Origin of the sequence: Rhizobium sp. S96 (assembly GCF_030382195.1) — a bacterium.
In the GTDB taxonomy this organism is placed as follows: Bacteria; Pseudomonadota; Alphaproteobacteria; order Rhizobiales; family Rhizobiaceae; genus Rhizobium.
Genome location: NZ_JAUDRY010000003.1, coordinates 352,769 through 365,124, shown reverse-complemented (window position 1 = coordinate 365,124; position 12,356 = coordinate 352,769). Strand labels below are relative to the sequence as shown.

General features: G+C 60.2%; 13 protein-coding genes. 6 read left to right on the top strand and 7 right to left on the bottom strand.

Going from position 1 to position 12,356, the window contains the following annotated elements; all coding sequences use genetic code 11:
• Positions 1 to 4: 4 nt before the first annotated feature.
• Together QTL94_RS02785 and QTL94_RS02780 are read right to left on the bottom strand one after the other, a co-directional pair.
• Positions 5 to 646 carry an EF-hand domain-containing protein gene (locus QTL94_RS02785; RefSeq protein WP_289800518.1) on the bottom strand — a complete coding sequence of 214 codons (642 nt, stop codon included), beginning with the start codon at positions 644 to 646 and terminating at the stop codon, positions 5 to 7.
• Between the two features lie 109 nt (positions 647 to 755).
• Positions 756 to 1,463, bottom strand: coding sequence for a pyrimidine 5'-nucleotidase (locus tag QTL94_RS02780; RefSeq protein WP_113520349.1), 708 nt, complete (start codon positions 1,461 to 1,463; stop codon positions 756 to 758).
• Between the two features lie 101 nt (positions 1,464 to 1,564).
• Between QTL94_RS02780 and QTL94_RS02775 the strand changes: the two genes are divergently transcribed.
• Positions 1,565 to 2,644 carry a bifunctional transcriptional activator/DNA repair enzyme AdaA gene (locus tag QTL94_RS02775; RefSeq protein WP_289800766.1) on the top strand — a complete coding sequence of 360 codons (1,080 nt, stop codon included), beginning with the start codon at positions 1,565 to 1,567 and terminating at the stop codon, positions 2,642 to 2,644.
• On the top strand, positions 2,641 to 3,411 hold the full coding sequence (locus QTL94_RS02770; protein ID WP_289800517.1) for an isocitrate lyase/PEP mutase family protein: 771 nt from the start codon (positions 2,641 to 2,643) through the stop codon (positions 3,409 to 3,411). The genes QTL94_RS02775 and QTL94_RS02770 overlap by 4 nt, the downstream gene beginning before the upstream one ends.
• Positions 3,412 to 3,604: 193 nt before the next feature.
• Here the strand turns inward: QTL94_RS02770 and argB are convergent, their stop codons facing one another.
• Entirely contained in the window at positions 3,605 to 4,492 is an 888-nt protein-coding gene (gene argB / locus QTL94_RS02765) for an acetylglutamate kinase (RefSeq protein WP_289800516.1), read from the bottom strand.
• Between the two features lie 159 nt (positions 4,493 to 4,651).
• Here argB and QTL94_RS02760 point away from each other — a divergent pair, with 159 nt between their 5' ends.
• From QTL94_RS02760 to QTL94_RS02750, 3 genes are all read left to right on the top strand, one after another.
• Entirely contained in the window at positions 4,652 to 5,191 is a 540-nt protein-coding gene (locus QTL94_RS02760; RefSeq protein ID WP_289800515.1) for a sigma-70 family RNA polymerase sigma factor, read from the top strand.
• A complete protein-coding gene (locus QTL94_RS02755; RefSeq protein WP_289800514.1) occupies positions 5,188 to 5,907 on the top strand; it encodes an anti-sigma factor in 720 nt (239 codons plus the stop codon). The genes QTL94_RS02760 and QTL94_RS02755 overlap by 4 nt, the downstream gene beginning before the upstream one ends.
• A 101-nt stretch (positions 5,908 to 6,008) precedes the next feature.
• Positions 6,009 to 6,566, top strand: coding sequence for a fasciclin domain-containing protein (locus QTL94_RS02750; RefSeq protein ID WP_289800513.1), 558 nt, complete (start codon positions 6,009 to 6,011; stop codon positions 6,564 to 6,566).
• A gap of 50 nt (positions 6,567 to 6,616) precedes the next feature.
• Here QTL94_RS02750 and yihA read toward each other — a convergent pair whose 3' ends face one another.
• From yihA to rpmH, 4 genes are all read right to left on the bottom strand, one after another.
• Entirely contained in the window at positions 6,617 to 7,273 is a 657-nt protein-coding gene (gene yihA, locus QTL94_RS02745) for a ribosome biogenesis GTP-binding protein YihA/YsxC (protein WP_065689328.1), read from the bottom strand.
• A gap of 153 nt (positions 7,274 to 7,426) precedes the next feature.
• Positions 7,427 to 9,220 carry a membrane protein insertase YidC gene (gene yidC, locus QTL94_RS02740; RefSeq protein WP_065689329.1) on the bottom strand — a complete coding sequence of 598 codons (1,794 nt, stop codon included), beginning with the start codon at positions 9,218 to 9,220 and terminating at the stop codon, positions 7,427 to 7,429.
• A complete protein-coding gene (gene rnpA / locus QTL94_RS02735; protein WP_289800512.1) occupies positions 9,220 to 9,621 on the bottom strand; it encodes a ribonuclease P protein component in 402 nt (133 codons plus the stop codon). Before rnpA ends, yidC begins: the two co-directional genes overlap by 1 nt.
• 22 nt (positions 9,622 to 9,643) lie before the next feature.
• The gene (gene rpmH, locus QTL94_RS02730; RefSeq protein ID WP_065689331.1) at positions 9,644 to 9,778 is read right to left on the bottom strand and encodes a 50S ribosomal protein L34; all 135 of its coding nucleotides are present in this window, start codon (positions 9,776 to 9,778) and stop codon (positions 9,644 to 9,646) included.
• A gap of 445 nt (positions 9,779 to 10,223) precedes the next feature.
• Here rpmH and QTL94_RS02725 point away from each other — a divergent pair, with 445 nt between their 5' ends.
• Positions 10,224 to 12,224, top strand: coding sequence for a methyl-accepting chemotaxis protein (locus QTL94_RS02725; protein WP_289800511.1), 2,001 nt, complete (start codon positions 10,224 to 10,226; stop codon positions 12,222 to 12,224).
• Positions 12,225 to 12,356: the final 132 nt, after the last annotated feature.

The window sequence follows — 12,356 nt, the reverse complement described above, 5'->3', positions numbered from 1 at the left end:
TTGCTTACGGGAACGGGCGATCGGGCATGTCGGCGATCGAAATCACGCCGTCCTTGTTGCGATCCATCCACGTAAAGAACTTCTCGAAGGCGGCTTCGGCTTCCTGCTTGGAAATCTGGCCGTTTTCGTCGGTATCGATGCGCTGCATCATCATCATTTCGCGCATCATGCCACCGCCGCGCATGCCGTGGCGGCCGGGGCCACCATCAGGTCCACCCGGAGGCGGGGCAGGCTGGGCAGTGTCGGCGTCGGCCGGCGGCGGCGCGGGTGCTCCGTCATCCGACGTCATGTCATCGTCGGGTGCCTTGGCCTTCGCCATCTGCGCTTCACGATACTTGCGGATTTCGCCGGGGGTCAGCGACCCGTCATTGTTGGTGTCGATCGCGGCAAAGATTGCTTCCATGCCGGTCTTCGCTTCATCCTTGGAAATCTGGCCGTCCTTGTTCGTGTCGAACTGCTGGAGCATGCGGACGAACACGACTTCACGGATCATGGGCAAGGGCGGTCCGCCGCCCATCATTCTCATATGATGCGGCTTCGGCGGATGCTTGTGCTTGTCGCCGGCCGCGGCAAAACTGCTGCCGGCTGCAGCACCGACAATCAAGACGGAGGAAAGTGCGGCCAGTATCAGCTTGTTCCGAGACATCTGAGTTCCTTTCAGTATGCAATCTCGTTGGGATCACAGACGAAAAGGTAGGGCCGATATCGTATTTTGCCCAATTAAAGATCGGTAAGCTGGGTGAACTTTCTGTAACTTAGCCGATAATCTTTCCAAGGAAATCAGCAAGATCGTCGGTGACGTAATCGACATGGTCGTCTTCGCCGCTGGTCTTTTCCCACCATTCGACGACAGTCTCCTCGAGGTTGTTCGGTACCAGCAGAACCGTCTGCATGCCGAGCGCCTTCGGAACCTTGAGGTTGCGTGGCAGATCCTCGAACATCGCAGCCTTGCCTGTTTCCACGCGCTTCAAGGCTGCAAACTTGTCATAAGTCGCCTGTGCCGGCTTCGGCACGAAATCGGCGGCAACGATATCGAAGATGTCGTCGAAGTGATCGAGAATGCCAAGAGCACCGGCCGTCATTTCGGCATGCTTGACACTGCCGTTGGTGAAGATGAACTTGCGGCCGGGAAGGGCCTTGATCGCAGCACCCAGTTCCGGCTGCGCGGTCAGGCTCGAATAATCGATTGCATGTGCCTTCTCGAGGAAGTCGTTGGGGTCGATGCCGTGATGGATCATCAGCCCCTGCAGCGTCGTTCCATGGTCGAGGTAATACTGCTTCTGCAGCTTGCGCGCCTCGTCCCGCTCCATCTGCAACAGCGTCGAGACATAGCTCGTCATGTTCTTGTCGATCTGCGCGAACAGATTGACGTGATGCGGGTAGAGCGTGTTGTCGAGATCGAAAACCCACTCGGTCACGTGAGAGAAATCTGTCTTGGATGGGGTGCGCTCAATCTTTGTCATGGCCGCGTTATGCCACGGCTTGCTGCGCAAGGAAATCGGCAAGAAAAAATAGACGCCCGATTTGCGGCGGACGCAGTCGGGAAGGGATGGTAGAACGCTTCATGCTCTTCGATCTGCCCAATGACGACGCGCTCTACGATGCGCTGATTGCCCGCAGCGCGGCCTATGAGGGCCGCGCCTATGTCTGCGTCAAGACAACAGGCATCTTCTGCCGTCTGACCTGCCCGGCCCGCAAGCCGAAGCGTGAGAATACGCTGTTCTACGATTCCATCTCCACCTGCATGCAGTCGGGATTTCGGCCCTGCCAACGGTGCCGGCCATTGGAAGAGGCGAGCAGAGAGCCGATCGTCGACCAGCTGCTCTCGGCGCTTGACGGCGATCCAGGTGCGCGATGGACGGAAGATGATCTGATCGCGCAGGGTTATGATCCCTCGACCGTACGGCGGGCGTTCAAGCGATCCCTCGGCATGACCTTTCTCGATATCGCCCGCTATCGGCGTCTCGGCGAGGCGGCCAGGCAACTGGCGAACGGCGCGCGCGTCATCGACGCGCAGATCGAGGCGGGCTATGAATCGGGCAGCGGCTTCCGCGCCGCGTTCCAGCGATTGATCGGCAAGGCGCCTGCCATGTCCCAGAACCGCGATCTTCTGTTGGCCGATTGGTTCGAAACGCCGCTTGGCCCGATGGTCGCCGTGGCCGATCAAACGCATCTGCATCTCCTTGAATTCCACGACCGGAAGGCGCTGCCTGCCGAACTGGGGAAGCTGCAGCGCAAGACGCGTTCCTCGGTTGCGGCTGGCCGCACGCCGGCGATCGATCAGATCGAAGCCGAGGTGACGGCCTATTTCGCGGGCAAATCGGCAATCTTCCGTACACCCCTCGCGCTCGGTTTCGGCACGTCGTTCGAACGCGAGGTCTGGTCGAAGCTGGTGGACATACCGGTTGGTGAGACGCGAGCCTATGGTGATATTGCACGCGGCATGAACAACCCGCAGATGGTGCGTGCTGTCGGCCGCGCCAATGGCGCAAACCAGATGGCGATCGTCATCCCCTGTCACCGGTTGATCGGCGCCGACGGGTCGCTGACCGGCTACGGTGGCGGCCTCTGGCGCAAGCAATGGCTTCTGCGACATGAAAATGAGATGAAAACCAGAACTTTGTTTATGGAGGAGATCCAATGAATCAGGCTGAAAAGGCGAGTGCGTTCGGCGCGCTGCACCAGAAGGGCAATCCTGTCGTTCTCTACAATGTGTGGGACGCTGGAACGGCAAAGGCCGTGACTGAGGCCGGCGCCAAGGCTCTGGCGACGGGAAGCTGGTCGGTCGCCGCGGCGCAGGGTTATGGCGATGGTGAGAAGATCCCGATGGAGGCATTGGTCGCCACGACGCGCCAGATCACCGCGGTCAACGATCTGCCGCTCTCTGTCGATTTCGAAGGCGCCTATTCCACCGATCCGGCGGGCGCTGCCGCCAATGTCGAAAAGCTGATCGACGCCGGCGCTATCGGTATCAATTTCGAAGATCAGGTGGTTGGCGGCGAAGGGCTGCACCCGGTCGAGAAACAGGCCGCCCGCATTCGCGCCATCCGCGAGATGGCGGACCGTCGCGGCGTGGCATTCTTCATCAACGCACGCACCGACCTGTTCTTGCGTGAAGGCGATCTTTCGAAGCACGCCGGTCTGGTTGAGGAAGCGATCGAGCGCGGCAATGCCTACGCTGCCGCCGGCGCCAACGGTTTCTTTGTCCCCTGGCTGATCGATGAGGGGCTGATCGAGAAGGTCTGCGCCGCGTCGCCGCTGCCTGTTAACATCATGATGCGGCCGGGTGCGCCTGACGTGAAGACGCTGGCGAAGCTCGGCGTCGCCCGTGTCAGCTACGGACCGGGACCATATCGGGCGATGATGGAGAAGCTGAAAGAGGCAGCGGCGGCGGTTTACGGGACGCTATGAAATAGTCCCCTCCCCAACCCCTCCCACAAGGGCGAGGGGCTAACTCGTGGCGCCCTCTGTGCCATCTCATACTATCAGCGTCTGTCGAGAGGCTTCGGTTTCGTGGAGAGGGTGCGCCCAGCAAGCCCCTCCCCCTTGTGGGGAGGGGTTGGGGAGGGGAATTCATCCCGTCCGAGAATGGCAAAGACCGCCGTTACGGAACGATCAGCGTTCCCGCGCCGTGCTCGGTGAAGATCTCGAGCAGGACCGAATGGGCGGTCTTGCCGTTCAGGATGACGACGCCCTGGACGCCCGCCTCGATCGCATCGATGCAGGTCTCGACCTTCGGGATCATGCCGCCGGAGATCGTGCCGTCGGCGATCAGTGCATGTGCCTGTGCGACGGAGAGTTCCTTGATCAGGTTGCCCTGCTTGTCGAGAACGCCTGGAACATCCGTCAGGAAAAGCAGGCGGGTGGCGTTCAGCGCACCGGCAATCGCGCCAGCAAAGGTGTCGGCGTTGATGTTGTAGGTCGCGCCGTCGCGGCCGGGAGCAACCGGAGCGATGACGGGGATCATTTCTGAACGGGCGAGCAGATCGAGCAGCGTGCGGTCGACTTCAACCACTTCGCCGACGAAGCCGAGATCGAGCACGCGCTCGATGTTGGAATCCGGGTCCTTGATCTTCTTCTGCGCCTTTTCGGCGAAGACCATATTGCCGTCCTTGCCGCAGAGGCCGATCGCCCATTCGCCCGTCTGGTTGATGAGCGCCACGATCTCCTTGTTGATCGAGCCGGCGAGCACCATTTCGACTATCTCGACAGTCTTGGCGTCGGTAACGCGCAAACCGCCTTCGAATTTCGATTCGATGCCCATCTTCGTCAGCATCGCGCCGATCTGCGGCCCGCCGCCGTGAACGACGATCGGATTGACGCCGGATTGCTTGAGAAGCGCGATGTCGCTTGCGAAAGCCTTGCCGAGTTCGGGGTTGCCCATGGCATGGCCGCCGTACTTCACGACGATGGTCTTGTTCTCGTAACGCTGCATGAAAGGCAGAGCCTGCGCAAGCAGACGTGCCTGGGTTTCGCTTTCGGACTGGTTCATGGGATACCCCGTGGAATTGTTCGCGGCCTTTTATCCCAAGTTTTTGACAGATGGAATAATCCACACTGCATTAGTTGCCGTATCTGATCGCATTCGAGCGCGTTGCCGGGCACGGCGATTCTCGTTTGGGTTGGTCGCATGGCAGGGAAGAGGCGCTGCATGGGGAGCGAAGACATTGCAGGGATGATCGGCCGCGTTGCGCTCGGCGATCGAAAAGCGTTCGCGTCGCTCTATCGCGACACCAGCCCGAAACTTTTTTCCATCTGTCTGCGTATCCTGAAAGACCGCGTGGAGGCGGAGGAGGCGTTGCAGGAAGTCTATATCAAGATCTGGCAGCGGGCTTCAGTCTTTGCGGTTGATACCGGCGCGCCGTCGCCATGGCTGGCGACAATTGCGCGCAATCAGGCAATTGACGCGCTGCGCAGTCGAAAGCCGGTGGCGGACGAATTGGACACGGCGTACGATCTTGCGGATGGCGATCTTGATCCCGAAGCGCAGACTGTGCTGCGCGATGAAGGAAGGCGGATTGACACCTGCATGGAAGAGTTGGAAGCTGAACGTGCGACGGCGGTCCGACAGGCCTATGTCGAAGGGCTGAGCTATCAGGAGCTCGCCGATCAGTTTGGCGTACCCTTGAATACGATGCGCACGTGGCTGCGACGCAGCCTCTTGAAGCTGAGAGAGTGCATGGAACGATGACATCATCGGATCAAAGCAAGGGAGGCCGCTCGCGCGACGAAGTACTCGCAGGCGAGTATGTGCTTGGTGTTCTCTCCTTCAAGGATCGGCGGGTAGTCGAAGAGCGAATGCGCCGCGACCGACAATTTGCCGCCATCGTCAGTCGCTGGGAAACAAATCTCTCAAGCTTCAATGAAGACTACGACGTCGTGTCTCCCACCCAGGAAACCTTCAAGCAGGTCGAAGCACGCCTGTTCGGCGTGCCGGAAGCGAGCGGCGCGCCTGCGTTGGGCCTCTGGAATTCGGTCGTGTTCTGGCGGTCGCTGACTGCCGCGTCGCTTCTGGTGGCGGCTGCGTCCCTGGTTCTTGCATTCGCGACGGTCTCCCCACCCAAACCGGGGGCGCCACTCGTCGCTGAACTGTCCGCGCCGAACAGCCAGATCAACCTGATGGCTTCATACGAGACGGCAAGCGGCCGGATGAAGATCATCCCGGTTGCTGCGGGCAAACCGGAAGAGAAGTCGCTCGAGCTCTGGATGGTGCCCGCCGATGGAGCGCCTAAATCGCTCGGCATATTCCCGCCGGGACAGGCCGGGGAACTTGTCATACCGGCCGATATGCGTGCGACCCTCGGGGAGGGCACCACGCTTGCGGTCAGCCTCGAACCGTTCGGTGGATCACGTACGGGCGCGCCGACCGGCCCGGTGGTTGCCAGCGGCGCTGCGCACAGGCCATAATTATTTCTGAAACTCTTTTTGCGGGCGCTCCGTAGATCCTCAAGTCCTCGCGGCATTCAGGCATTGGGCTTGGCCGACGTGGACGCAAGAGGAGAACAATTATGCTCAAGTCCGCATTGCGCATCGTCGCGCTTTCCACCGCCGTTTCCACGCTCGCCTTCGCCGCACAGGCAAAGAACCCGATGGTAGGCGGCGCCGCAATGTATCCGACGAAGAACATCGTCGAGAATGCCGTGAACTCCAAGGATCACACAACGCTGGTTGCTGCCGTCAAGGAAGCCGGGCTTGTCTCGACGCTCGAAGGCAAGGGCCCGTTCACAGTCTTTGCGCCGACCAACGAAGCTTTCGCGGCCTTGCCTGCCGGTACGGTCGATACGCTGCTGAAGCCTGAGAACAAGGCCAAGCTGACAAAGATCCTGACCTGTCATGTCGTTGCCGCTGATGCGATGGCCAAGACCGTCGCAAAGATGATCAAGGCAGATGGCGGCGAGCACGATATCAAGACCGTTGGCGGCTGCGTGCTGAAGGCCAGGGAGAGCATGGGCAAGATTACGCTCACCGACGAAAACGGTGACGTTGCACATGTGACCATCGCGGACGTCAAGCAGTCGAATGGCGTCATTCACGTGGTCGACAAGGTTCTGCTGCCAAAGATGTAAGCAAGTTCAGGCAGCCCCGAGAGGCGCCCTATTCCACCCCGGGGCGCCTTTCACTTCCAGTTGGCGACCCCGACCGTCTGGGCGATGGCAGCTCGGAGATCGTCCAACCCTTCGCTCTTTTCCGACGACGTTGCGATGATTTCAGGATAGGCCGCGGGGCGCTTCTTGATCTTCTCCGCTGTCTCGGCAAGCAGCTTCACGACAGCCGGCGGCTTGATCTTGTCCGTCTTGGTCAGGACGACCTGATAGGAAACGGCCGCCTTGTCGAGAAGGTCGAGGACTTCGTCGTCGTTCTTCTTGATGCCGTGGCGGCTGTCGATCAGCACGTAGACGCGCTTCAGCGTCGCGCGGCCGCGCAGATAGTCGAAGACCAGCTTGGTCCAGGCGTCCACGTGTTCCTTCGGCGCCTGCGCATAACCGTAGCCCGGCATGTCGACGAGCGCCATTGGCGGCAGGTCGCCGCCTTCGCCGGAATACCCGTCCGGAACGAAGTAGTTGAGTTCCTGCGTGCGGCCCGGCGTGTTCGATGTCCGCGCCAAGCCCTTGTGGCTGACAAGCGCATTGATCAGCGACGACTTGCCGACATTCGAACGGCCGGCAAAAGCCACTTCCGCTGGTCCTTCCGGCGGCAGGAATTTCAGGGAGGGCACGCCGCGGATGAAGATCCACGTGCGGCCGAAGAGCGGCTTGTCGTTGTTTTCGGTCATTCGGCCTTTTCCAGCACGTCCAAATCCAGTGAACCTATGGCATTCAGGTTTCGGGTCATTTTGTCAACCGGCCGCGCGAACACCGTCACCCCACGGGAGCAGGTAGGGTCGCGCAGCCATAAAAGAAAAGCCCCGCCGAAGCGGGGCTTTCCATCATTTCTCGGTGGGCGCCGGCTTTCGTTTGAAGAGCCCCTTCAGGTTGCTGAAGAGCTCGATCTTCACGCCATGGCGCTTCATGATCACCGACTGCTGGATCACCGATAGCGTGTTGTTCCAGGCCCAGTAGATAACGAGACCGGCCGGGAAGCTTGCCAGCATGAAGGTGAAGACCAGCGGCATCCAATTGAAGATCATCGCCTGCGTCGGATCCGGCGGTGTCGGGTTCATGCGCATCTGCAGGAACATCGTGACGCCCATGATCAGCGGCCAGACGCCGAGATGCAGGAAGGTCGGAGCGGCGAACGGCAGCAGGCCGAACAGGTTGATGAACGAGGTCGGATCGGGCGCCGAAAGGTCCTGGATCCAACCGAAGAACGGCGCGTGGCGCATCTCGATGGTGATGTAGATCACCTTGTAGAGCGAGAAGAAGATCGGGATCTGCAGCGCGATCGGCCAGCAACCGGCGATCGGGTTGATCTTCTCTTCCTTGTAAAGCGCCATGGTCGCCTGCTGCAGGCCCATGCGGTCGTCGCCGAACTTGGCCTTCAGCTCTTCCATCTTCGGCTGCACGCGCTTCATGTTCGCCATCGAGGCGTACTGCTTGCTGGCGAGCGGGAAGAACAGCGCCTTCACGACGATGGTGGTCAGAAGGATCGCCACGCCGAAGTTGCCGAAGTAACGGAAGAAGAAGTCCATCAGTTTGAACATCGGCTTCGTCAGGAAGTAGAACCAGCCCCAGTCGATCAGGCGATCGAAGCGCGGGATCTGGTAGCTATCCTTGTAGCCGTCGATGACGGGAACTTCCTTGGCGCCGGCGAACACGAGGTTCTTCAGCTCGAGCGACTGGCCTGGAGCGACGGTAACGGCGTTCTGCTTGTAGTCGGCCTGGAAACGCGGCTGACCATCCGTGAAGTGCGTGAAGCGCGCATCATACGGGGTCTGCTGCGGCGGAACGATCGTTGCCGCCCAGTACTTGTCGGTGATGCCGAGCCAGCCGCCGGTTGCCGTTGCCGGCGTCACGGCTTCCTTCTCGACAGCGGCGTACTTGCTCTCGAGCAGGCTGTCGCCGATCACGCCGATGAAGCCTTCGTGCAGCACGTAGGTCGAGGCGACTGCAGGCTTGTTGTAACGGGTGACACGGCCATAGGAAGACAGCGCCGCCGGAGCCTGGCCCGCATTGGTGACCTTGTCGGTGACCGTGAACATGTAGTGCTGATCGACCGAGATCGTGCGGGCGAAGGTGATGCCCTTGTCATTGGTATAGGTGAGCGTAACCGGCGTCGTTTCGGTCAGCTTGGCGCCTTCCGGTGCGGTCCAGACGGTCGAGGGACCCGGAACGTTGCCGGTGGCGGCGTCGCCAATGTAGCCGAGTTCGGCGAAGTAGCCGTCTTTCGTCTCAGACGGGCTGAAGAGCGTGATGATCGGGCTCGAGTCATCCACGGTCTCGTGGTAGCCCTTGAGCTTCAGGTCATCGAGGCGGGCGCCGACGAGGTTGATCGAGCCGGCAAGAGCGGCGGTATCGATCGTAACGCGCGGGTTCTTGGCAAGCGCGTCGGCGAGCGATGTCGTCGCGGCAGCCTGGCCGGAAGGAGCGGCACCGTTCGTCTGGGCCGTGCCCGCGCCGCCGGCGGCAGGCGTCTGCACCTGCTCGGTCTGCTGCTGGGCCTTCTGAGCCAGTTCGGCCTTCCGCTGCGCTTCGATGCGCGGATTCATATAAAGGAATTGCCAGCCGAGAACGATCAGCACCGAGAGGGCGATCGCAATGAAGTAGTTGCGGTTGTTTTGCATCATACGTTCCTGGAGCGTCCGTCTCCGGACCGCTTGTGTTTCGGCTTGGTCTCGACGCGAGCCTTGAGCTCTGCGGCTAATTCTTTGAAGGATGCCTGAAGCACGTCCCTTCGCGCGACAACCACATAGTCGTGTCCGGGCTGCATTGCAAACCCCGCATGAAGTCGCACTGCCTCTTTCAGGCGTCGCCTCATCCGGTTTCGTTCGACCGCATTGCCGTGTTTTTTGGTAACGGTGAAGCCGACGCGGGCTTCGGTGTCGGGTTCTTTCCGGTTGAGCACCTCAAGCAGGAAGAAACCACCCTTGCGTTTTTCGCCCTGGCGAACAGCAAGAAACTGCGGGCGGCTTTTCAGCCGCCCGGCAGTCATTTTTTCATTCTTGGTCGTCAATTCGCCCGCCATCACTTATCGGGCAATTCCGGCCTTAGGCCGAAAGACGCTTGCGGCCGCGACCGCGGCGAGCAACGATGACCTTACGGCCGCCCTTGGTAGCCATACGTGCACGGAAACCGTGGCGACGCTTGCGGACAAGCTTGGATGGTTGGTAGGTACGCTTCATTTATTTAAACACCGCGGAGTGCGGCCCTTCTTGAATTTGCATATTGCAAGGAGCGTTATTTTTCGAACGGGCGGGGGCTAAAAGCCACTATGACCGGACGTGCGGCGGCTTATACGGATGAAGATCCAATAAGTCAATTATCGCAGGCCGAATCCGCCAGTTTCGCCTATAGGATGCTAAATCTCGCGCGACCCGTTAAGGTTTGTGACAGTGCCTAAACCTTTGGCAGTCACAATTTTTTTCTCATGCTGCAATCTTTCCGCGCGGATATGGCGCGATCCGCTCGCATCTGCTGCAAAAATATACGCAGCAACCACTAAGCACGGGTAATTTATTATAGTTCTCCCGCCAACCATCCGAAATCTAACGTTAATTTATTTGAGCCAAATTTAGCTATCAGCCGGAGGAGTGCTTTTCGGCGCGTTGTGGCTAGTGGGGGTTTTCAGTGAAGATTAGTGGCAAGATCAATTTGCTCGTTTCGGCAATGTGCGGTGTCGCACTGCTGATCGGAGCGACGGCGCTTTATGCAGTTCATGAATATAACGACAACCTGTCGGCCTATGAAGATGCCGCCGCGCGCGCCTACTCCGGCGAGCGGTTGAACCGTTTCGTGACTGCGACCGTCATGGAGGCCCGCGGGATCTATGGCGCGCCGACGACGAAGGATGCCGGCGCATTCGCGAAAGGTCTGCTGGCGGACCTCGATCAGATCGATCAGGTCATTGCCTCCTGGCAGCCTCTCATTCCGGAAAGCCAGAAAGAGTCCTTCGGCAAGCTGATGGATCGCGCCAAGGAATTCCGCTCGTTCCGCGCCGAGACCGCACGGCTTGGCACCGAGGTCAGCCCGCAGGCTGCCAACGAGCAGGGCAACAACGACGCCAACCGCGCGAACCGCAAGGCCTTCCAGGCTGAGATCGATGCGATCGTGGCGACAGACAAGGCGACGCTTGATGCCGTCAACGCGCAGGTCGAGAGCTTCCGCTCGTCGATCCTGTGGCTGGTGCTTGGCATCACGGGTATCGGTATCGCCGTCGGTGTTGGCCTCGGTCTTTATATTGGCAGCGTGCAGCTCAGCCGTCCGATCAAGAAGGTCACGGATGCGATCAAGAACGTTGCCGATGGTAATTTTGATGCCGAAGTTCCGTTCGCCGGACGCCAGGATGAAATCGGCGAGATGGCAGCAGCCGTCGCCGTCTTCAAGGAAAACGGTCTGGCCGTTCGCCGCATGAACGCGCAGGAAGCCGCCATGCGCGCCAAGAGCGACGACCTGCAGTCCAGCATGTCGGTCGTGGTCGCAGCCGCTGCCGCCGGTGATTTCAGCCGCCGCATCGAAAAGGACTACGGCGACGAGAACCTCAACCAGTTCGCCGGCAACATCAACAACCTGCTGTCGGGCGTCGATGGCGGTGTCGGCGAAACCCGCCGCGTGATCGCCAGCCTTGCGGATGGCGACCTGACGCAGACGATGCATGGCAATTTCCAGGGTGCCTTTGCCGAGCTGCAGAAGAACGTCAACAGCACCTTTGCGACGCTGCAGACGACGATGCGCGAAGTTCGCGAAACTGCCGAAGCCTTCAACGGCAACACCAACGAACTGCGTTCGGCAAGCGACGATCTCTCCAAGCGCACCGAACAGCAGGCCGCTGCTCTCGAGGAAACCTCGGCAGCGCTCGACGAGATTACCGCCGTCGTTAACAACTCGACGGAACGTGCTCAGGAGGCCAGCGTGATGGTCACCGAAGCCAAGGATGATGCCGGCAAGTCGGGTGTGGTCGTGCGCAATGCCGTTGAGGCCATGGGCCGCATCGAGCAGGCATCCCGCGAGATCAGCCAGATCATCAACGTGATCGACGAAATCGCCTTCCAGACCAACCTGCTCGCACTGAACGCCGGTGTCGAAGCTGCGCGCGCTGGCGAAGCCGGCAAGGGCTTTGCGGTCGTTGCACAGGAAGTCCGAGAGCTGGCACAGCGCTCGGCGACGGCGGCCAAGGACATCAAGGGCCTGATCACCAAGTCGGGTGACGAGGTTCAGGTCGGCGTCAAGCTCGTCCAGGCGACCGGCGAGGCACTCTCGCAGATCGAGCGCCGCGTCAACGCGATCAACGATCACATCCATTCGATCGCAACGGCTGCCAAGGAACAGTCGACCGGCCTCAAGGAAGTCAACACCGCCGTCAACCAGATGGACCAGGTCACGCAGCAGAACGCCGCGATGGTGGAAGAAACCTCGGCTGCGACCCACAAGCTTTCGGCCGAAGCCGATGGCCTCGTACGCCTGATCTCGCGCTTCAAGGTCTCGAGCGGACATGCGGCAGCACCTGTGGCGGTCGCGCGTTATGAAGAGCACCGCCCCGTCGCTTCGCCTGCACGCCGCGCCATGAACAGCGTCGCCCGTGCATTCAACGGCAACGCCGCCGTCGCCGAGCAGAACTGGGAAGAATTCTGATTTCCGACGCGCCTGATTGGATAGAGAACGCCGCCTCCGGGCGGTGTTCGTGTTTTTGCTGTCAGGATCGCGCCACTTGCTCGCAAACATTTGAAAACGCGTCTCCATAGTTTATTATAGAAGACCGATCTG

Bases quoted from the DNA above. Each gene is read 5' to 3' on its own strand.
- QTL94_RS02785 (WP_289800518.1), bottom strand. From the start codon at position 646: ATGTCTCGGAACAAGCTGATACTGGCCGCACTTTCCTCCGTCTTGATT.
- QTL94_RS02780 (WP_113520349.1), bottom strand. From the start codon at position 1,463: ATGACAAAGATTGAGCGCACCCCATCCAAGACAGATTTCTCTCACGTG.
- QTL94_RS02775 (WP_289800766.1), top strand. From the start codon at position 1,565: ATGCTCTTCGATCTGCCCAATGACGACGCGCTCTACGATGCGCTGATT.
- QTL94_RS02770 (WP_289800517.1), top strand. From the start codon at position 2,641: ATGAATCAGGCTGAAAAGGCGAGTGCGTTCGGCGCGCTGCACCAGAAG.
- argB (WP_289800516.1), bottom strand. From the start codon at position 4,492: ATGAACCAGTCCGAAAGCGAAACCCAGGCACGTCTGCTTGCGCAGGCT.
- QTL94_RS02760 (WP_289800515.1), top strand. From the start codon at position 4,652: ATGGGGAGCGAAGACATTGCAGGGATGATCGGCCGCGTTGCGCTCGGC.
- QTL94_RS02755 (WP_289800514.1), top strand. From the start codon at position 5,188: ATGACATCATCGGATCAAAGCAAGGGAGGCCGCTCGCGCGACGAAGTA.
- QTL94_RS02750 (WP_289800513.1), top strand. From the start codon at position 6,009: ATGCTCAAGTCCGCATTGCGCATCGTCGCGCTTTCCACCGCCGTTTCC.
- yihA (WP_065689328.1), bottom strand. From the start codon at position 7,273: ATGACCGAAAACAACGACAAGCCGCTCTTCGGCCGCACGTGGATCTTC.
- yidC (WP_065689329.1), bottom strand. From the start codon at position 9,220: ATGCAAAACAACCGCAACTACTTCATTGCGATCGCCCTCTCGGTGCTG.
- rnpA (WP_289800512.1), bottom strand. From the start codon at position 9,621: ATGGCGGGCGAATTGACGACCAAGAATGAAAAAATGACTGCCGGGCGG.
- rpmH (WP_065689331.1), bottom strand. From the start codon at position 9,778: ATGAAGCGTACCTACCAACCATCCAAGCTTGTCCGCAAGCGTCGCCAC.